The 19,017-nt window shown below is 70.4% G+C and carries 20 protein-coding genes; 7 read left to right on the forward strand and 13 right to left on the reverse strand.

Annotated elements, in window-relative coordinates; translation table 11 throughout:
• Window positions 1–236 precede the first annotated feature (236 nt).
• The 3 genes from cofD to E1P53_RS01440 are packed head-to-tail and all read left to right on the forward strand — an operon-like array spanning window position 237 to window position 3,177.
• Window positions 237–1,262, forward strand: a complete 1,026-nt coding sequence (cofD, locus tag E1P53_RS01430; RefSeq protein ID WP_109237401.1) for a 2-phospho-L-lactate transferase — start codon at window positions 237–239, stop codon at window positions 1,260–1,262.
• Window positions 1,259–2,608: a coenzyme F420-0:L-glutamate ligase gene (locus tag E1P53_RS01435; protein WP_006898611.1), complete on the forward strand. Its 1,350-nt coding sequence runs from the start codon at window positions 1,259–1,261 to the stop codon at window positions 2,606–2,608. Before cofD ends, E1P53_RS01435 begins: the two co-directional genes overlap by 4 nt.
• Window positions 2,605–3,177: an NUDIX hydrolase gene (locus E1P53_RS01440; RefSeq protein ID WP_131733243.1), complete on the forward strand. Its 573-nt coding sequence runs from the start codon at window positions 2,605–2,607 to the stop codon at window positions 3,175–3,177. The genes E1P53_RS01435 and E1P53_RS01440 overlap by 4 nt, the downstream gene beginning before the upstream one ends.
• Window positions 3,178–3,227: 50 nt before the next feature.
• Here the strand turns inward: E1P53_RS01440 and glgC are convergent, their stop codons facing one another.
• Window positions 3,228–4,442, reverse strand: a complete 1,215-nt coding sequence (gene glgC / locus E1P53_RS01445) for a glucose-1-phosphate adenylyltransferase (RefSeq protein WP_006898613.1) — start codon at window positions 4,440–4,442, stop codon at window positions 3,228–3,230.
• A 156-nt stretch (window positions 4,443–4,598) separates the two neighbouring features.
• Here glgC and glgA point away from each other — a divergent pair, with 156 nt between their 5' ends.
• Window positions 4,599–5,765, forward strand: a complete 1,167-nt coding sequence (gene glgA, locus E1P53_RS01450; RefSeq protein ID WP_210754781.1) for a glycogen synthase — start codon at window positions 4,599–4,601, stop codon at window positions 5,763–5,765.
• Here glgA and E1P53_RS01455 read toward each other — a convergent pair.
• The 10 genes from E1P53_RS01455 to E1P53_RS01500 form a co-directional block, all read right to left on the reverse strand.
• Complete coding sequence (locus E1P53_RS01455; RefSeq protein WP_109237405.1) at window positions 5,747–6,571, reverse strand: putative RNA methyltransferase; 825 nt, start codon at window positions 6,569–6,571, stop codon at window positions 5,747–5,749. The two genes, glgA and E1P53_RS01455, sit on opposite strands and share 19 nt — an antisense overlap.
• 122 nt (window positions 6,572–6,693) lie before the next feature.
• A complete protein-coding gene (locus E1P53_RS01460; RefSeq protein WP_006898616.1) occupies window positions 6,694–6,861 on the reverse strand; it encodes a DUF3117 domain-containing protein in 168 nt (55 codons plus the stop codon).
• Between the two features lie 101 nt (window positions 6,862–6,962).
• Window positions 6,963–7,418: a DivIVA domain-containing protein gene (locus E1P53_RS01465; RefSeq protein WP_006898617.1), complete on the reverse strand. Its 456-nt coding sequence runs from the start codon at window positions 7,416–7,418 to the stop codon at window positions 6,963–6,965.
• A 142-nt stretch (window positions 7,419–7,560) separates the two neighbouring features.
• The gene (locus E1P53_RS01470; RefSeq protein WP_131733244.1) at window positions 7,561–8,583 is read right to left on the reverse strand and encodes a glucosyl-3-phosphoglycerate synthase; all 1,023 of its coding nucleotides are present in this window, start codon (window positions 8,581–8,583) and stop codon (window positions 7,561–7,563) included.
• A complete protein-coding gene (gene folP, locus E1P53_RS01475; RefSeq protein ID WP_006898619.1) occupies window positions 8,580–9,461 on the reverse strand; it encodes a dihydropteroate synthase in 882 nt (293 codons plus the stop codon). Before folP ends, E1P53_RS01470 begins: the two co-directional genes overlap by 4 nt.
• Entirely contained in the window at window positions 9,458–11,329 is a 1,872-nt protein-coding gene (locus tag E1P53_RS01480) for a long-chain-acyl-CoA synthetase (RefSeq protein ID WP_131733245.1), read from the reverse strand. Before E1P53_RS01480 ends, folP begins: the two co-directional genes overlap by 4 nt.
• Window positions 11,330–11,409: 80 nt before the next feature.
• Window positions 11,410–11,946 carry an LOG family protein gene (locus E1P53_RS01485; protein WP_131733246.1) on the reverse strand — a complete coding sequence of 179 codons (537 nt, stop codon included), beginning with the start codon at window positions 11,944–11,946 and terminating at the stop codon, window positions 11,410–11,412.
• Window positions 11,943–12,767, reverse strand: coding sequence for an LOG family protein (locus E1P53_RS01490; RefSeq protein WP_006898622.1), 825 nt, complete (start codon window positions 12,765–12,767; stop codon window positions 11,943–11,945). The genes E1P53_RS01485 and E1P53_RS01490 overlap by 4 nt, the downstream gene beginning before the upstream one ends.
• Window positions 12,768–12,853: 86 nt before the next feature.
• Window positions 12,854–13,948 carry a succinyl-diaminopimelate desuccinylase gene (gene dapE / locus E1P53_RS01495; protein ID WP_006898623.1) on the reverse strand — a complete coding sequence of 365 codons (1,095 nt, stop codon included), beginning with the start codon at window positions 13,946–13,948 and terminating at the stop codon, window positions 12,854–12,856.
• A gap of 25 nt (window positions 13,949–13,973) precedes the next feature.
• Window positions 13,974–14,516 (reverse strand): DM13 domain-containing protein, encoded by a 543-nt coding sequence (locus E1P53_RS01500; RefSeq protein WP_131733325.1) that lies wholly within the window; start codon window positions 14,514–14,516, stop codon window positions 13,974–13,976.
• A gap of 223 nt (window positions 14,517–14,739) precedes the next feature.
• Between E1P53_RS01500 and dapD the strand changes: the two genes are divergently transcribed.
• Window positions 14,740–15,705, forward strand: a complete 966-nt coding sequence (gene dapD, locus E1P53_RS01505) for a 2,3,4,5-tetrahydropyridine-2,6-dicarboxylate N-succinyltransferase (RefSeq protein ID WP_083900168.1) — start codon at window positions 14,740–14,742, stop codon at window positions 15,703–15,705.
• Between the two features lie 77 nt (window positions 15,706–15,782).
• Here dapD and dapC read toward each other — a convergent pair whose 3' ends face one another.
• Both dapC and fdxA read right to left on the reverse strand, forming a co-directional pair.
• A complete protein-coding gene (dapC, locus tag E1P53_RS01510) occupies window positions 15,783–16,925 on the reverse strand; it encodes a succinyldiaminopimelate transaminase (RefSeq protein ID WP_131733247.1) in 1,143 nt (380 codons plus the stop codon).
• 142 nt (window positions 16,926–17,067) lie between these two features.
• Window positions 17,068–17,397, reverse strand: coding sequence for a ferredoxin (fdxA, locus tag E1P53_RS01515; protein WP_006898627.1), 330 nt, complete (start codon window positions 17,395–17,397; stop codon window positions 17,068–17,070).
• Window positions 17,398–17,871: 474 nt separating this feature from the next.
• Between fdxA and E1P53_RS01520 the strand changes: the two genes are divergently transcribed.
• On the forward strand, window positions 17,872–18,462 hold the full coding sequence (locus E1P53_RS01520) for a cysteine dioxygenase (protein WP_131733248.1): 591 nt from the start codon (window positions 17,872–17,874) through the stop codon (window positions 18,460–18,462).
• Between the two features lie 29 nt (window positions 18,463–18,491).
• Window positions 18,492–18,875: a rhodanese-like domain-containing protein gene (locus E1P53_RS01525; protein WP_181954786.1), complete on the forward strand. Its 384-nt coding sequence runs from the start codon at window positions 18,492–18,494 to the stop codon at window positions 18,873–18,875.
• The last annotated feature ends 142 nt before the right edge of the window (window positions 18,876–19,017 follow it).

The raw sequence follows: 19,017 nt of genomic DNA on the forward strand, positions 1-19,017 counted from the left end.
CCCGGAATGACACTGATGTGATTACACACGCCGAGGGCGCTCCGGGTCAAGTCGAAACGAAGATCTCCCTTTACCATCGCCGGCCGCTCTTCGTGTGACTCGACACGGCGAGAACGGCCAAGCCGAACGAAGATCACACTCCGCCGACGCGTCGCCTCTGCCCGAACCGCCTCCGGCGCCGAGGGCGGGGCCCGCTCCGAAGACCACTAGAGTGGCGGTGTGAAGGAGTACCTGCTGTGAAGGTGACCGTACTCGTCGGCGGCGTGGGAGGCGCGCGATTCCTGCTCGGCGCACGCGAACTCTTCGGCGCCACCCCGTTCCCGCCGCTCCCGGACGCCCCGGCCGGCGACCACGAGATCACCGCCATCGTCAACGTCGGCGACGACGCCTGGATGCACGGCGTGCGCATCTGCCCCGATCTCGACACGTGCATGTACACGCTCGGCGGCGGCATCGACCCCGAACGCGGCTGGGGCCGCCGCGACGAGACCTGGAATGCCAAGGAGGAGCTCGCCGCCTACGGAGCCGACCCGGACTGGTTCGGCCTCGGCGACCGTGACCTCGCCACGCACCTGATCCGCACCCAGATGCTCGATGCGGGCTTCCGGCTCTCCGACGTCACCGCCGCCCTGTGCCGCCGCTGGAACCCGGGCGTGCGCCTGCTCCCGGTGACCGACGACCGGCACGAGACGCACGTCGTCATCGCCAAACCGGATGGCGCGGAGGACGAACGTGTCGCCATCCACTTCCAGGAATGGTGGGTGCGTCACCGGGCCCAGGTCCCGACCTTCGGTTTCGCCCAGGTCGGCTCCGACGACACCACCCCGGCCCCCGGCGTGCTCGACGCGATCGCCGAGGCCGACGTGGTGCTGCTCGCGCCGTCGAATCCGGTGGTGAGCATCGGCGCGATCGTGAGCGTCCCCGGGATGCGCAGCGCGCTGCGGTCGACGAAGGCCAAGGTCGTCGGCATCTCGCCGGTGATCGACAACCGCCCGCTGCGCGGCATGGCCGACGAGTGCTTGTCGGTCATCGGGGTCGAGACCTCGGCCGAGGCGATCGCGGCCCATTACGGCGCCCGCAGCGGCAACGGCATCCTCGACGGCTGGCTCATCGCCGACGGCGACCGGGCGAGTGTCGACGGCATCGCCATCGGGTCGGCCCCGCTGCTGATGACCGACCCGGCCGCCACCGCGCAGATGATCCGCGCGGCGTGTGCGCTCGTGGACGTCGCCCTGCCCGACCGGAACGTGGGCACGGCGTGAGCGAGCGCACCGACCACCGGGCGCCGGGCGGTCTGGAGATCCGGCCGGTCACCGGACTCGGCGAGTTCGGTCCGTCATCGGATGTGGCCGGTGAGATCCTCGCCGCCGCACCGTGGTTGGCCGACGGCGACATCCTGGTGGTGACCAGCAAGATCATCTCCAAGGCCGAGGGCCGGATGGTGACCGCGCCGACCGATCCCGACGAGCGGGACGCGTTGCGGCGACGACTCGTCGAAGCCGAGTCGGTCCGGGTGCTGGCACGCAAGAACCGCACCCTCATCACCGAGAACCGCCTCGGCCTGGTGCAGGCGGCCGCGGGCATCGACGGCTCCAACGTCCGCACCGACGAGCTGGCGCTGCTCCCGGAGAACCCGGATGCCAGCGCGGCGCGCCTGCGGCGCGAGATCGCCGAGCGCGCCGGCCTCGACGTGGCCGTCATCATCACCGACACCATGGGCCGTGCCTGGCGCACCGGGCAGGTCGACGTCGCCATCGGTTCGGCCGGCATCGCCGTCAGCCACCCGTACGACGGCGGTGTCGACGACTACGGCAATCCGCTGGTCGTCACCGACATCGCCGTCGCCGACGAACTCGCGGCCGCCGCCGATCTGGTCAAGGGCAAGCTCGACGGGGTGCCGGTCGCCGTGGTCCGCGGATTCGCGCCGGTCGACGACGGCACGACCGCAGCCGACCTCATCCGGCCCGCCGAGGAGGACCTGTTCCGACTGGGCACCGAGGAGGCGATCGCGCAAGGGCGCCGGGAGGCCGTCCGCACGCGCCGCTCGGTGCGTTCCTTCGACGATCGCCCGGTCGACCCCGGCCTGCTGAGGGAGGCGCTCGGCGAGGCGCTCACCGCCCCGGCGCCGCACCACACGCACCCGGTCCGGTTCGTCTGGGTCCGCTCGGCGGATCGGCGACGGGAGCTGCTGGACGCGATGAACGCCGACTGGCGCGCCGACCTGACCGCCGACGGCAAGTCGGAGGAGTCGATCGCCAAGCGCCTGCGGCGCGGGCAGATCCTCTACGACGCACCGGAACTCGTGATCCCGTTTCTCGTCCCCGAGGGTGCGCACACCTATCCCGACGATCGCCGCAACGCCGCCGAGCACACCATGTTCACGGTCGCCGCGGGCGGCGCGGTGGCGAGCCTGCTGATCGCGCTGTCGGTCCGGGAGATCGGGAGCTGCTGGATCGGGTCCACGATCTTCGCCGCTCCCACCGTCCGCCGCGTGCTCGGACTCGACGACGCGTGGGAGCCGCTGGGCGCCGTGGCCATCGGGCACCCGCGCGAACCCGCACCGCTGCGCCCGGCCGCCCCGACCGAAGAATGGGTGATCGAGCTGTGAGCGCCGAATCGCTGCACGCGTCCGCAGTGGCGGCCCTGACGTCGTGGACTGCGCCCACCTCGGCGCAGGACAGCCTGCGGCACGCATACCTGGCGTTCCTCGCCGCGACCTCCGAGGCGTGCCTGAGGGCTTGCGCCGCCGGGCATCTCACCGGATCGGCGATCGTCTTCGACGCCGACCGCCGCCACGTGCTGCTGACCCTGCATCCCCGCGTCGGGAAGTGGATCCAGCTCGGCGGACACTGCGAGCCGTCCGACGACACCCTCGCCGACGCGGCGCTGCGCGAGGCCCGCGAGGAGTCCGGGATCGCCGGCCTCGACCTCGACCGCGACGCACCCGACGCCGGACTGGTCCACCTGCACACGCACCCGATCACGTGCTCGCTGGGGGTCCCGACGCGGCACCTCGACGTGCGCTACCGGATCGTCGCCGCCCCCACCGCGGACGGATCGCTGCCGCGGTTCGCCCGCAGCGAGGAGTCGGTGGACCTGCAGTGGTGGCCGATCGACGCGCTGCCCGACAACGCCGACGCCGACATCCCCGAGCTCATCCGGGCCGCGCTGGGCTGACCGCGGGGCGCACGCGCCTGCCGCTCGGGGCCGGGAGGTGCGCGCGGGTCCTAGACCCGAACGCCCTTGCCCACCGTCACCACGCCGCCGGCGCTGACGGAGAAGCGTTCCCTGTCGGCGTCGAGGTCGACGCCGATCTGCTCGCCGTCCCCGATCACGACGTTCTTGTCGAGGATCGCGCGGCGCACGACGGCACCCTTGCCGATGCGCACGCCGGGCATCAGCACGGCGCCGTCGACGACGGCACCGTCCTCGACGATGACGTTCGACGACAGCACCGAGTTGCGGACCGTGCCCGCGGAGATGATGCAGCCGGCACCCACCACCGAGTCCTCGGCCACACCGCCCTGCACGAACTTCGCGGGCGGCAGGTTGTGGGTCTCACCCCGGATCGGCCACTTGGTGTTGTAGAGGTTGAAGATCGGGTGCACGGACACCAGATCCATGTGGGCCTCGTAGAAGGCGTCGAGGGTTCCGACGTCGCGCCAGTATCCCTTGTCGCGTTCGGTGGCGCCGGGGACCTCGTTGTCCTTGAAGTCGTAGACGTGGGCCTGCCCGCGGGCGACGAACGCCGGGATGATGTCGCCGCCCATGTCGTGGTCGGAGTCCGAGTCGGCGGCGTCGGCGCGCAGCGCCTCGACCAGGGCCTCGGTGCTGAACACGTAGTTGCCCATCGAGGCGAAGGTGACGTCCGGGTCGTCGGGGGTTCCGGGCGGATCGGCGGGCTTCTCCAGGAACCGGGTGATCCGGCCCGAGTCGTCGGCGTCGATGCACCCGAAGGCGGTGGCCTCCGCACGGGGCACGCGGATGCCGGCGACCGTCACCTCGGCACCGGACTCGATGTGCGCCGCGACCATCTGCGACGGGTCCATCCGGTACACGTGGTCGGCTCCGAAGACCACGATGTACTCGGGCTCCTCATCGGAGATGAGGTTCATCGACTGGAAGATGGCGTCGGCGCTGCCGGTGTACCAACGAGGGCCGAGGCGCTGCTGCGCGGGCACCGGGGTGATGTACTCCCCGTGGAATCCCGACGTCCACCATGTCTGCGAGATGTGCCGGTCCAGTGAGTGCGATTTGTATTGCGTGAGCACGCAAATGCGTTCGTATCCGGCGTTGACCAGGTTGGAGAGCACGAAGTCGATCAGCCGGTAGGCACCGCCGAACGGCACCGCAGGCTTGGCGCGGTCCACCGTGAGCGGGTAGAGGCGCTTGCCTTCTCCGCCGGCGAGGACGATGCCGAGGACGTGCGGCTGTGATCTCACTCCCCCAACTTAACCGCGATCGGGGGCACGGGCCAGACGACGGGCGAGTTGGAACCGGCCCCCGCGGTAACCGTCCGGGTGCGCCGCGGGACCGAGCCCGGAGCCCGGGCACCGCTGCGATGGCGAAGACCCCGGGCAACCACTAGCGTCATCACCATGAGGGTGGCGATGATGACCCGGGAGTATCCACCCGAGGTGTATGGCGGTGCCGGCGTACACGTCACCGAATTGGTCCGGCACCTACGCGATCTCGCGACGGTCGACGTCCACTGCATGGGAGCCGAGCGCGACACCGCCCGGGTCTACTCCCCCGACCCAGGGCTGGCCGGGGCGAATGCGGCGATCACGACGCTCTCCGCGGACCTGCGCATGGTCGTCGGCGCCGAGGGCGCGGACGTCGTCCACTCGCACACCTGGTACACCGGCCTCGCCGGCCACCTCGCCGGGCAGCTCTACGGCATCCCGCACATCCTCACCGCCCACTCGCTGGAACCGTCCCGGCCGTGGAAGGCCGAACAGCTCGGCGGCGGATACCGGGTGTCGAGCTGGGTCGAACGAAACGCCGTCGAGTACGCCGACGCGGTCATCGCCGTCAGCTCCGGCATGCGCAACGACGTCTGCACCACCTACCCCCGGCTGGACCCGGGGCGGGTCCACGTGGTCCGCAACGGCATCGACACCACCCGGTGGCATCCGGTCGACGACCCGTTCGGGCCGGACTCGACACTGACCGCGCTCGGCGTCGACCCCACCCGCCCGATCGTGGCGTTCGTCGGCCGCATCACCCGGCAGAAGGGCGTCGCCCATCTCGTCGCGGCCGCCCATGACTTCGATCCGGAGATCCAGCTGGTCCTCTGCGCCGGCGCGCCCGACACCCCGGAGATCGGCGCGGAGATCGAGACCGCGGTCGCCGAGCTGTCGGCGTCCCGTCCCGGCGTCTACTGGGTCCGCGAGATGCTCCCCTTACCGCGCATTCGTGAGATCTTGAGCGCCGCAACGGTGTTCGTCTGCCCATCGGTGTACGAACCGCTCGGCATCGTCAACCTCGAGGCCATGGCCTGCGGAACCGCGGTGGTGGCCTCCGAGGTGGGCGGCATACCCGAGGTCGTCCGCGATCACGTCACCGGACGCCTCGTCCCCTACGATCCGGTCGACCCGAAGGCCTTCGAACACGACCTGGCCGAAGCCGTCAACGCGGTCGTCGGCGATCCCGCCGCGGCCGCCGTCATGGGCCGGGCCGGACGCGACCGGGCCGAGGCCGAGTTCTCCTGGTCGTCGATCGCCGAACAGACGCTGGCGGTGTATCAGTCGGTGCTGCGCTGAGCGACCGCCCGCCGTCCGCGCACCTTCGGGCGGCAGGTCGTCACGAGCACCGAAACCGCGACCGGGATAGTCCCGGTTCCGACGAGATCTGCTGCGCGCGAGCGGATGTCGGACTCCTCGGAGTGAAAGGCCGAGGGCCCCATCGCCACCAGGTCGCCGACGGTCGCGGCGTCGACGTCGACCACGGCGCGCACCGGCGCCGACTCGATCACCTCGAAATGCTCGTCGAGCGCGGCATGCAGACGTTCGGACTTGGCGGCGTCGACCCGCAGCATCTTCATCGGACCGACGACCTCGGCGAGGTGGTCGGCCTCGGGCGACACGACGATCAGCGCCCCGTCCGGACGCAGCACGCGGGCGAACTCGGCGCCGTTTCGGGGGGCGAAGACCGAGAGCGCCACCGTGACACCCTCGTCCGCCATGGGCAGCCCCCGCCAGATGTCGGCGACGATCGCGGCGTGCGGCGGTGTGCCGCGCGCGATCGCCCGGGCACAGTACTTGGACAGGTCGATACCGATGCCGCGGGCGTCATCTCCCAGCGCGGCGACCGCCGCGCGCAGGTAGTGACCGCCACCGGCTCCGGCGTCGAGCACGACGGGCCGCGGTACGTCCGTACCGAATCGGCGCGTGCGGTCGGCCACGGCGTCGACGACACAGGTGAAGAAACCGGTGTCGTGGACGCGCGCACGAGCAGCGACCATCGCCGCGGTGTCTGCGCGCAGTGATGCCGAACGCCCATCGAGCAGCGACACGTAACCCTGACGGGCGACGTCGAAGGTGTGTCCGTTGTCGCAACGAAGCGACACCAGACGGGCCGGGCGGGTGACGGAATCACCACGCGCCGGCCCAGCCCCGGATTCCGGCGTTCCGAATGATCCGGCGCAGACCGGACATCGAAGCAGCTCGACGACGTCGGAGAGCTCTCCGGTCAGCTAGTGACCCCGCGGAGTTCCTCGCCCAGCGCGGCGGCCTCGTCGGCGGTCAGTTCGACGACCAGACGCCCACCACCCTCGATCGGAATCCGGACAACGATTCCACGCCCTTCCTTGGCCGCTTCGAGGGGGCCGTCCCCAGTACGTGGCTTCATTGCCGCCATTCTCAAGCTCCCTTCACAATGTCCTGCTCTGAACATGATACGTGTCCGCGTCTCAATGGAATGTGAGTGCGCGACACGAGCGTCGGACCGACAGTCCCGCATCACCTCTCGCCGGAGGTGTCCGGACCCTCTTCCCACGCCGCCGAATCCACCTGGGCGGCGTCGTGAACCCGCTGCTCGCGGGCGGTTTCGACGGCGATGGGAGCCGACGGCCCGTCGAGGGCCGGGCCGGGGTCGCCGGCGCCGCCGACGGCCGACCGGGACACCTGTTCGCGTTCTCGCAGATCTGCGATCACGGTGCGCAGATCGTCGACCTCGCGCGCGAGTCGGGCCAGTGCCCAGTCGACCTCGGACTGCTTGTAGCCCCGCAGGGTCTGCTGGAATCGCAGCGCGCGGACGTCGTCCCCGCTGATCCCCGAAGAGGGCAGCCTCGTGAGGGTGGTGTCCGGCTCGATGGGAGGCAGCTCCTCCCCGCGGCCGAAGACGAACCACACGAGGGCATAGATCACCGCGGCGACGAGCGCCATGATGAGCAGGTACAGCAGCAGCGTCTGCATGCGTTCCATCCTGACAGACCCGACGCGCCGGACGGAGCCTCCGGGATCGGCAGACGGGCCGGACACGACTCCGGCGACACCCGGACGACGCGCGGTCTGCGTGTCGCGGTGTCGCCGGGAGCTCGGGGGTCGCTCGGGGCGGCTAGGAGGCCATCTCCTTGGCACCCATCGCCCGCAGCGTGTTCATCGGCGGCCGGTCCTCGAGATAGACCTCGGTGGTGTGCGGCGTGAACGTGCCGTCGGGTTCGGCGGTGAACTGGGTGAGCCCGACGCCGGAGTCCTCGATGCCGCACCGGCGCATCAAGGTGCCGACGATCTGGCGGCTCATCACGCCGAGTTCCACCAGCGGCCGGTTGCGGTGCGTGCGCACGCCCAGGTTGACCTGGCCGATGCCGTTCAGGCCGTAGCGGTCGTAGGTGTCGATGAGCAGACCGATCTCGACGCCGTAGCCGGGCGCGAACGGAACCGCCGACAACATCTCCCGGGTGCCGGCGTACTCACCGCCGAGCGGCTGCAGCACCGCGGTGAGCTCGGGCTTCTGCGACGCCAGCAGCGGCCGGGCGACCAGCTCGGTGACGCGGCCGCCCCCGTTGGCGTCCTGGGCGCCGCCGGTCAGCAGCGGACGGCGGTAGTAACCCTTGACCAGGTGGATCTCCGGGTTGATGAGCAGCGGACCCAGCATCTTGGGCACGAACATCGGATCCGGGTCGATGAGGTCGGAGTCGACGAAGGCGATGATGTCGCCGGTGGTCGCGGCGATCGACCGCCACAGCACCTCGCCCTTGCCCTTGACGGGCTCGAGCTCGGGCACGGCCTCCTCACGGCTGATCACCCGCGCCCCGGCGGCGCGGGCGCGCTCGGCGGTGGCGTCGGTGGACCCGGAGTCGAGGACGATCAGTTCGTCGACCAGCGTGCCGTACAACGGCATGATCGAGGCGATGACGTCGGCGACCGTCTCCTCCTCGTTGAGCGCGGGGAGCACCACCGAGACGGTGCGTCCGTCCTTCGCGGCGACGAGCTCGTCGATCGTCCAGTCGGGCTTCTCCCAGGTGTGGGTTGACGACCAGAGCTGCTTGGAGCCGGATGCCTCCGCGGGCGTCGGCCACACGGCGGCCTTGTCCCGACTGATGACGGTGGGTGTACGTCGCTTCTGCTGCTTGGTCATGCGAGTCCCCTGACTGTTCGGGCGGGTGGTCTACTTCCCGCGATGGCAGCGACCATGTCGACCACGCGCCGGGTGGCGGCGACCTCGTGAACGCGAAAGATCCGGGCACCGTGTTCGGCGGCCAGACTCGTCGCGGCGAGAGTTCCCTCCAACCGGTGCTCTAGGTCTGTACCCAGAGTCTCCCCCACGAAGTCCTTGTTGCTCAGCGCCATGAGCACCGGCCAGCCGGTGTTAACAAGATCTTTCACACGGCGTAACAGAGCCAGCCCGTGGTGCGTATTCTTGCCGAAATCGTGCGTCGGATCGATAACGATCGAATCCCGACGCACGCCCGCCGCGAGGGCGCGCTCGGCCGCCGCGGTCACCTCTGCCACCACGTCGTCGACCACATCGTCCACGGCGTCGCCGTAGCCGACCCGATGCGGACGGGTGCGCACGCGCGCGCCTCCGGTATGCGAGCAGACGATCCCCGCACCCCGTGCCGCGGCCACCTCGACGATGTCGGGGTCGTATCCGGCCCAGGTGTCGTTGACGATGTCGGCACCCGCCGCGCAGGCGCGGTCGGCGACCTCGCTGCGCCAGGTGTCGATGCTGATCAGCACGTCCGGGTACTGCTCGCGGATCCAGGCGATCATCGGCACGACGCGCTGTACCTCGGTCTGCGCGTCGACCTCCTCACCCGGCCCCGCCTTGACCCCGCCCACGTCGATGATGTCGGTGCCCTCGGCGACGACCTGGTGCACGCGCCGCTGCGCCGCCTCGTCGTCGAAGCTGGCGCCGCGGTCGTAGAACGAGTCGGGTGTCCGGTTCACGATCGCCATGATCAGGGCCCGATCGGTGGCGACCGGCCGGCCGCAGAGGGTCGGCGAGACCGTCATCCCTTGGGGACCTTGGCGGCCGCCACGTCCGCGGGGTAGTCGTCGTAGTACTCCACGTAGCCCTTCTCCCGTCCGGCGAGGACGTAGACCGTCTCCGGGTCCGCGTCCGCATAACCTTCCTTGCGGAGTTCGACCTTACGGTTCTTGAAAGTGGAGGTCTGCTCGAAGTCGTCGACGACGCGGACGAAGAGCGGCACCGCGTAGCTCGGCAGCGCCTCGTAGAGGTGCTGGGCCAGCGCCTTCGTGTCGAGGTCGGTGCCCTCGCGCAGCTTCACCGCGACCATCCCGGCACGACCGTCGGTGCCGGGCACCTCCACGCCGTAGGCCACCGACTGCGCGATGCCGTCGAACGCGTCGACCGCGCCCTCGACCTCCGTGGTCGCCACGTTCTCGCCCTTCCACCGGAAGGTGTCGCCGAGGCGGTCGACGAAGGAGATGTGCATCCAGCCCTGGTCGCGCACGAGGTCGCCGGAGTTGAAGTAGGCGTCGCCCTTCTTGAAGGCGTCGCGGACGATCTTCTTCTCGGTCTCGGCCTCGTCGGTGTACCCGTCGACGGGCACCCGGTCGGAGATCTCGGCGAGGAGCAGGCCCGTGCCGCCCTTGCCGACCTCCGTCAGGCGGCCGTCGGCGCCGCGCTTGGGATTGCCCTCCTCGTCGTACTCGACGATCTTGTACGGCAGCGGACAGAAACCGGCCGTCTTGTCGACGGTGAACGCGTTGACGAAGGCGAGGTTGAGCTCGCTGGCGCCGTAGAACTCGACCACGCGGTCGATGCCGAAGCGCTCGCGGAACTCGTCCCAGATCTCCGGCCGCATGCCGTTGCCGACCACGGTGTGGACCGAGTGCCGGCGATCGGTGGGCTTGGGCGGCTGGGCCAGCAGGTAGCGGCCCAGCTCGCCGATGTAGCAGAACGCGGTGGCGCGGTTGAGGATCACGTCGTCCCAGAACTTCGACGCCGAGAACGACCTGCCGATCGCGATGCAGGCGCCGGAGGCGAGCACCGACGCGAGCGAGACCGACAGCGCGTTGTTGTGGTACAGCGGCAGCGGCACGTACATGGTGTCGCTGGGACGCAGCCGCACCGCCAGCCCGCCGATGCCCGAGTAGCTGGCGAGCCACCGGTTGTGGCTCATCACGCTGGCCTTGGGCTTGCCGGTCGTGCCGGACGTGAAGATGTAGAAGGCCTTGGTCGACGCCGGCAGCTGCGCGGTGATCTCCGGGTCGGTGTCCGGCTTGTCCTCGGCCGCCTCGTCGAACGCGGCGAAGTCGTAGACGTGTTCGGGCAGAATCGATTCCGACACCGACTCGAGCGCCTCGCCGCACTCCGGGTCGTAGACGAGCACGGTGGCGTCGAGCAGCTTCATCGAGTGTTCGAGCACCTCGCCGCGCTGGTTGTAGTTCAGCATCCCCGCGACCGCGCCGAGTTTGACCGTCGCCAGCATCAGCAGGAGATCGGTCGCGTTGTTCTTGCTCAGGATCGCGACGACGTCACCCTTGCCCACCCCCGCCTCGGAAAGGACTGCGGCGTAACGGTTCACCCGCCGGTTGGCCTCGCCGTAGGTGGTGGTGCGACCCTCGAACCGGACGAACGGCCGGTCCGGATGGGCGTGGGCGAGCTTCTGGAAGACCGAGCCGATGGTCTTCTTCGCCTCCGGGGGACGCCGGATCAGTCCCGGCGCGTGCTTGAGCATCCCGGCCGCCTGCGGCGCCATCTTCACCACGCCGCGCAGCAGGTCGCGCACCCCTACGGTCTTCACCGCGTCCTTGGTGGTCTTCGTGTTCCCGGCGTCCTCCAGGGTCGACGAGCTCGCGCTCGAGTCTGCAGACGTGTCCGTCTGGACGTCCTTGCGCTGGATGTCTGGGGACATGTGGCCTCCGCTCTCCGCTGGGCGTCATTGAGTGCCCCGCGCACTCACGCGCGATACCTTACCGGCCGGTAAGAAAACTTCTACCCCCGAGTCGCCAACTCCAGCGCCTCGTCGACCGACGACGTGACGAGCAGCCGATCCAACGAGCGCTGGGAGACGAAACCGGTTGTCGACAACTCTCGCAGCCAGGTCAGCAGCGGCGCGTAGAAATCGAAAGGATCGAGCAGCACCACGGGCTTGTCGTGCATCCCGAGGTAGCCGCCGGTCCAGGTCTCGAACAGCTCCTCGAGGGTTCCGATACCCCCCGGGAGCGTGATGAAACCGTCGGCGCGCTCGTCCATGAGCCGCTTGCGCTCGCGCATGGTCTCGGTGACGACGAGTTCGTCGGACCCGAGGTCGGCGACCTCGCGGTCCATGAGGGACCGCGGGATGATCCCGACGGTGTGGCCGTCGGCCGCTCGCGCCGCGGTGACCAGCGCACCCATCATGGAGATGTTGCCGCCGCCGGAGACGATCGTGTGGCCGGCCTCCGCCAGAGCGGTACCCACCTCCGCGGCGAGATCGATGAAACGCTGTTCGACGGTGCCCGACGAACAGTAGACGCAGACGGCACTCACCGGGTCATCGTGCCATCTGCGGCCGACGGCCGGTCCGAGGGCCGCGCCACCGCGGTCGCGTGGATCGCGGCGACCACGTCCTCCGGCTCGTCGACGACGGTCAGCAGATCGAGATCCTCGGCGGCGATCATGCCGCGGGCGACCAGCACGTCGCGCATCCAGTCGAGCAGGCCCGCCCAGAACTCGGTGCCCACGAGCACGATCGGGAAGCGCACGACCTTCTTGGTCTGGACCAGGGTCAGCGCCTCGAACAGCTCGTCGAGCGTTCCCAGGCCGCCGGGCAGGCAGACGAAGCCGACCGCGTACTTGACGAACATCGTCTTGCGGACGAAGAAGTAGCGGAAGTTCATGCCGAGGTCGACCCACGGGTTCAGCGTCTGCTCGAAGGGCAGCTCGATGTTGAGGCCGATCGACTGGGCGCCCGCCTGGTGGGCGCCCTGGTTGGCCGCCTGCATCGCGCCGGGACCGCCGCCGGTGATGACGGCGTAGCCCGCCTCGCCGAGCGCGCGACCGACCTCCACGCCGAGCGCGTACTCCGGGGAGTCCGGCTTCATCCGGGCGGATCCGAAGACCGTGACCGCCTCGGCCACCTCGCTCATCGCGTCGAAGCCGGCGACGAACTCCGACTGGATGCGCAGGACCCGCCACGAGTCGCGCATCGTGCGCTCGGCGCGACGCTCGGCGTCGCGCGGGTCCACCCACTCGAGGAGGCGACGGTCGGTGGTCTTGCCCAGACGTTGCTGCGGACGGACGCGGATCGGCCCGATGTACAAGGCGTCGTCGGCCTCGGGATCGTTCGTGGGAGGTTCCGGATTCGACATGCGATCGACGCTAGCAGCGCGTGACGAAGAGCCCGGTCAACGACGAGCCCGCGTCACGGTCTCGCGCCCGGGGCGCCGACCGCAGCTCAGGACAGGTAGGCGCGCAGCAGCTCGGTGACCTCGCGGATCTGCGCCACCGGAACGCGCTCGTCGCGGCGATGGGCGAGGTTCGGGTCGCCCGGGCCGAGATTGACCGCCGGGATGCCGAGCGCGGAGAACCGCGAGACGTCGGTCCAGCCGTACTTCGCGCGGAAGCGCCCCTGCGCCGCCTCGACGAGCGCGGCCGCCGCGGGACGGTCGAGTCCGGGCAGGGCCCCGGCCGCGGCGTCGGTCACCTCGAGCGTGACCGTGCCGTCGGCGAGGTCGGCCGCGAAGACCTCCCGCACGTGGTCGAGGGCCTGCTCCACCGAGCGATCGGGTGCGAAGCGGAAGTTGACGTCGACGTGCGCGGCGTCGGGGATGACGTTGCCTGCCACGCCGCCGGCGACCGCGACCGCCGAGAGCCCCTCGCGGTACTCGCAGCCGTCGATGTCGACGCGCCGCGGCTCGTAGGCGGCGAGGGTGGTGAGCACCCCGCCGAGCTTGTGGATCGCGTTGTCGCCCATCCACGAACGCGCCGAATGGGCACGGGTGCCGGAGGTCGACAGCCGCACCCGCAGGGTCCCCTGGCATCCGGCCTCGATGAGCCCGCCGGTCGGCTCGCCCAGGATCGCGACGTCGCCGGCGAGCCACTCCGGCAACTCCCGCTCGACGTCGTTGAGGCCGTTGAACTCGGCCGCGATCTCCTCGCAGTCGTAGAAGATCAGGGTCAGGTCGTGTGCGGGTTCGGCGATGGTCGCCGCGAGGTGGAGGAAGACCGCGTCACCGGACTTCATGTCGACGGTGCCGCAGCCGTGGAGGATGTCGCCCTCGGTGGGGTGGTTCTCGCGGCGCGAGGGCAGGTTGCCGGCCACCGGCACGGTGTCGAGGTGACCGGCGAGGATGACCCGCTGGGCACGACCGAGGTTCGTCCGGGCGAGCACGCGGTTGCCGTGGCGCAGGACCTCGAATCCCGTCGTCTGCTCCCGCAGGGCGGCCTCGACCGCGTCGGCGATCGCGGACTCGTTGCGCGATTCGCTCTCGATGTCGACGAGGGCGGCGGTCAGTTCGACGGGATCGGCGGCGAGGTCGAGTGTGCTCACGTGGTCAACGGTATCCCCCGGCGTCTCACCAGGAGGCCCCGGAGGTCGGGGTCAGCTCGGCCGCGCCGAAGGACACGCTGAACCGCGCGCACCACAGGAACACCGACGGGTAGGCGTCGAGGTCGACCCAGGCGGGGATCTCGTAGACCTGGTCGCCCTTGTTGCCCTTGATCATCCCGAGGTCGACGTGAGGCGGCCCGGCCGCGGTGCGCCATCCGGACAAGCCCTCCACCACCTCGGCCTGCGACAGCCAGACATGGACGTCGGGGCCGGTGGTGGTGTCGAGGTCCTCGATCGCGAGAATCCGCGACCCGTCGGGCTTCTCGATGACCGACACCGCGCCCGAGGTGGAGTGCTCGTGACCGATGAGGCGCCCCTGCGCGAGGACCACCGGGCCCGCAGGCGGCGCCTGGCCGCCATCCGGCGTGTGGTCCCCCGGCGTCGTCGGTGTGGCCGCGACGGGGATCTCGTCGTCGATCTCGGTGTCGACGAAGACCAGCCAGGGCTGGAAGAGCACCGCGGCGGCCGCCAGCGCGACGGCGACCACGACCCCCGCGCCGCCGAGCACCCAGGGCCACCGGCGCCGCCGGACGGGCCGGGGCGGGGTCGGTCCGGGTGGCGCCGAGGGCGGTGGGACAGGGCCGGTCATGGCAGCGACGTTACGAGTCGGCACCCCGTGCCACCAGGTCTTTGTGCCGTTCGGATGACCCGACCCGGCGCGGCGTCGACCGTCCGCGGGCGAATGGAGGCCGGGCGGGCGGCAGCCGGTCGATCACCTAGACTGACGTCCCGTGACAACTACTGGCGCACACGCAACAGGCATCGCAACCGTGACCGACGGGGGCGCGAACCCCGGGGTCGTGCTCGACGTCTGGTTCCCCAAGCCCGAGCTCGACGGCGTCGAGACCGCCGAGACCGTCGTCCTCGACGCCGAGAACACCCCGGCCGAGCTGCGCGAACTCGTCGGCACCGACGAGGCCCGCGGCGTGAAGACGGTGGCCGTCCACACCGGCATCGCCGACCTGTCGGCCGCCCCGGTCGACGCCTATGACGTCTACCTCCGGCTGCACCTGCTCTCCCACCGGCTGATCAAGCCGCACGGCGCCAACCTCGAGGGCATCTTCGGGTTGCTGACGAACGTCGTGTGGACCAACCACGGCCCCTGCCAGATCGAGGACTTCGAGACCGTGCGCGCCAAGCTGCGCGCACGCGGCCCGGTCACCGTGTACTCGATCGACAAGTTCCCGCGCATGGTCGACTACGTGGTCCCCGGCGGCGTCCGCATCGGCGACGCCGACCGCATCCGGCTCGGCGCGCACCTCGCCTCCGGCACCACCGTCATGCACGAGGGGTTCGTGAACTTCAACGCCGGCACCCTCGGCTCGTCGATGGTCGAGGGCCGCATCTCGGCCGGCGTCGTGGTCGGCGACGGCTCCGACATCGGCGGCGGCGCGTCGACGATGGGCACCCTGTCCGGTGGCGGCAAGGAGATCATCTCGCTCGGCAAGCGCTGCCTGCTCGGTGCGAACTCCGGCTGCGGCATCCCGCTCGGCGACGACTGCGTGATCGAGGCCGGCCTCTACGTGACCGCCGGCACCAAGGTCACCGGCCCGGACGGCACCCAGGTCAAGGCGCGCGAGCTCGCGGGTCAGTCGAACCTGCTGTTCCGCCGCAACAGCCTCACCGGCGCGGTCGAGGTCGTGCCGTGGAAGGGCGACGGCATCGCGCTCAACGAGGCGCTGCACAAGAACGACTGAGGTCGTCGACCTCGCCTGACGCGAAGAAACTCACGACCCCGGGGTCGTGGGTTTCTTCGTGAGTGGAGGGTTCGTGTTCAGGCGGTGAGTCGCGCGGCGGCCGCGGCGATGCGCTCATCGGTCGCGGTGAGCGCCATGCGGACGTGCCTCTCCCCCGCCGGGCCGTAGAAATCGCCTGGCGCGCAGAGGATTCCGCGCTCTGCCAGCCAGGCGACGGTGTCCCGGCACGGTTCGTCGCGGGTCGCCCACAGGTACAGGCCGGCCTCGGAGTGGTCGACGCGGAAACCTGCGGCCTCGACCGCGGCGAGCAGCGTCGCGCGCCGGGCCGCGTACCGCTCGCGCTGTTCGTCGACGTGCGCGTCGTCGCGGAGGGCGGCGGTCATCGCGCCCTGGATCGGGAACGGCAGCATCAGACCGGCGTGCTTGCGCACCGCGAGCAGTTCGGCGAGCAGCTCGGTGTCGCCGGCCAAGAAGCCCGCCCGATACGAGGCGAGGTTGGAGATCTTCGACAGCGAGTGCACCGCGATGAGTCCGGTGTGGTCGCCGTCGCACACCCGCGGGTCGAGGATCGAGACCGGCTCGCCCTCCCAGTTCAGCCCCAGGTAGCACTCGTCGGAGACCACGACGGTCCCCCGCTCGCGCGCCCACGCGACGACCTTGCGCAGGTGGTCGACGGGCAGCACCTTGCCGGTGGGGTTCGACGGCGAGTTCACGAACATGAGCGCCGGCGTCATCGGACCGAGGGCGACCGTCGAATCCGCCCGGACCGGCCGGGCACCGGCCAGCAGGGCGCTCACCTCGTAGGTCGGGTAGGCGACCTCGGGAATGACGACGTCGTCGCCCGGACCGAGGCCGAAGGTCGAGGCCAGGCCGGCGATCGCCTCCTTGGTGCCGATGACCGGCAGGATGCCCGACGCGTCGAGGTTGGTGACGCCGTGGCGCCGGGTCAGCGACTCGGCGGCGGCCTCGCGCAGTTCGGTGGTGCCGATCGTGGTCGGATATCCCGGGAACCCCGACGCGTCGGCGAGTGCGTCGCGGATCAGCTGCGGCACCGGGTCGACGGGTGTGCCGACCGAGAGGTCGACGATGCCGTCCGGATGGGCCGCGGCCGCGGCCTTCGCGCCGGCGAGGGTGTCCCACGGGAAGTCGGGCAGCCGACCGCTCACGCGGGTCGCCGACACCCGAAGCGGTGCCGCTGCACGGGAGGCGGGTGTGCTCACGTCAGGCCAGTCCTATCCGTCCGGTCGATGCCGACGCGGCCGGGTGTTCCGGCGGCGTCGGCTCTCCCACCGTCAGTCGTCTCGTGCTGTCAGTCGTCTCGTGCTGTCAGTCGTCTTCGTACTGTCAGTCGTCTTCGTACTGTCAGTCGTCTTCGTTCATGGGCGGCAGACCCTTGATGAACGCCGGATCGGCGTCGGTCTTGCCGACCTTGCTCGCGCCGCCCGGCGAACCGAGGTCGTCGAAGAAGTCCGCGTTGGCGCTGACGTAGGGCTCCCACTCATCCGGGACGTCGTCCTCGTAGAAGATGGCCTCGACCGGGCACACCGGCTCGCACGCACCGCAGTCCACGCACTCATCCGGCTGGATGTAGAGCATGCGCCCACCCTCGTAGATGCAGTCGACGGGGCATTCCTCCACGCAAGCCTTGTCCATGACGTCGACGCAAGGCTCCGCGATGATGTAGGTCACCACTCACTCCTTCGCTAGGAAGATCGTTGCCGGCGCGACGGGTTGAGCGCTCCGGCGTCGAACACTCTCCGGCGTCGGCGCCGGTTCGGCCCGGGGCTGATCGGACCGCAACCCACAGTATCCGCCGAGCGTGCACCCGCCGCGAAATCGGCCCCCGCCTCCCGGCCACATGCGGGCGCTTCAGTGGCCGGGATCACACGGCTCCCGCGGGGGCGGAACACGGTGCCAGGGGGTCTTCCGCGGACCGGCGCACCACGGATCGGGGGTTTCGCTCAGCGTGCCGACAACTCTCGAATTGCGCCGGACGAACAGGCATCATGGCGCCCATGATCGTCGTGTCGAAGCCGGTCGCCGTGGACCGTCCCCGTACCGGCCTGTGGGTCGTGCGCGGGTTCGAGCCGGCCTCGCGGGCGATGTGTATGTGTTGTCGCTGATCCGCAGATCTCCCGACCCACATCCACTCCCCGAGGATTCGCCATGACCTCCACCCTCTCGCGCCCGAGCGCGGCCACCCTTCGTTCCCAGCCGAACCCGACGACCCGGCGGCGGTTCGTCGCCGAGACCCCGCGGTCACGGACCCATCTGCCCACCCGGCTTCGCCCGGCCGACCTGCTGCGGATCACCGACCAGGGCGTCGCCGACGTCCTCGACGGGCGGCACGACCATCTGCTCCCCGCGGAGTGGGACCCGGTCCACCGCTGGTCGACGCGGATCCACGCCGACGACGACGTCGATGTCTGGCTGATCAGCTGGACGCCCGGCGAGGCCACGGAACTGCACGACCACGCCGGTTCGCTCGGCGCACTGACCGTGCTGTCCGGATCGTTGCGGGAATACCACTGGACCGGCGAGAAGCTCGACGTCCGGGTTCTCGACGCCGGCGACCAGGCCGCCTTCCCGCTCGGCTGGGTGCACGACGTCGTGCAGAACCCCTCGATCACCGTGACCGGCCCGACGCTGAGCGTGCACGCCTACTCGCCGCCGCTGACGGCGATGTCCTACTACGAGGTGGCCGAGGGCAGCCACCTGCGGCGGACCCGCACCGTGCTCACCGACGAACCCGAATGAGCCCGGACCCGAGCGAGCGCCGAACCCTGATGAGCAACAGACCCGCTCCCCGCACCATCGACGACGTACTCGCCGAGGCCCGCGCACGCCTCGACCGGCTCGATGCGGCAGATGTCCCCGGCGAGCTCGCGAACGGGGCGGTGCTCGTCGACATCAGGCCCGCCGCCCAGCGCGCGCAGGAGGGTGAGATCGGGCAGGCGTTGGTCATCGAGCGCAATGTCCTGGAATGGCGCTGCGACCCGGCCTCCGACGCCCGCATCCCCGAGGCCGCCGACCATGACGTCCGGTGGATCATCCTCTGCCAGCAGGGCTACACGTCGAGCCTGGCCGCGGCGGCGCTGCAGGATCTCGGACTCCACCGCGCGACCGACGTGATCGGCGGGTACGAGGCGCTCGCGCCGCTGCTCGGTTGAGGCGCCGTCGAGCCGGTTGAGCCGCCGCCGAGCCGGTCGAGCCGCCGTCGAGCCGAGCTCGATCGCGGCGCATCAGGATCGCGTGCAGCCGCAGATTCGCGGTCGCCGGTGTTCGTGCGGTCAGCCCGCAACCCCGTGGAGC

The sequence above is a fragment of the Gordonia paraffinivorans genome (assembly GCF_900683595.1).
GTDB lineage: Bacteria > Actinomycetota > Actinomycetes > Mycobacteriales > Mycobacteriaceae > Gordonia > Gordonia paraffinivorans.

Excerpts from the sequence above, each read along its gene's own strand:
- glgA (WP_210754781.1), top strand. The coding sequence starts at position 4,599 with ATGAGGGTGGCGATGATGACCCGGGAGTATCCACCCGAGGTGTATGGC.
- E1P53_RS01460 (WP_006898616.1), bottom strand. The coding sequence starts at position 6,861 with ATGGCGGCAATGAAGCCACGTACTGGGGACGGCCCCCTCGAAGCGGCC.
- E1P53_RS01465 (WP_006898617.1), bottom strand. The coding sequence starts at position 7,418 with ATGCAGACGCTGCTGCTGTACCTGCTCATCATGGCGCTCGTCGCCGCG.
- E1P53_RS01470 (WP_131733244.1), bottom strand. The coding sequence starts at position 8,583 with ATGACCAAGCAGCAGAAGCGACGTACACCCACCGTCATCAGTCGGGAC.
- folP (WP_006898619.1), bottom strand. The coding sequence starts at position 9,461 with ATGACGGTCTCGCCGACCCTCTGCGGCCGGCCGGTCGCCACCGATCGG.
- E1P53_RS01480 (WP_131733245.1), bottom strand. The coding sequence starts at position 11,329 with ATGTCCCCAGACATCCAGCGCAAGGACGTCCAGACGGACACGTCTGCA.
- E1P53_RS01490 (WP_006898622.1), bottom strand. The coding sequence starts at position 12,767 with ATGTCGAATCCGGAACCTCCCACGAACGATCCCGAGGCCGACGACGCC.
- E1P53_RS01520 (WP_131733248.1), top strand. The coding sequence starts at position 17,872 with ATGACCTCCACCCTCTCGCGCCCGAGCGCGGCCACCCTTCGTTCCCAG.
- E1P53_RS01525 (WP_181954786.1), top strand. The coding sequence starts at position 18,492 with ATGAGCAACAGACCCGCTCCCCGCACCATCGACGACGTACTCGCCGAG.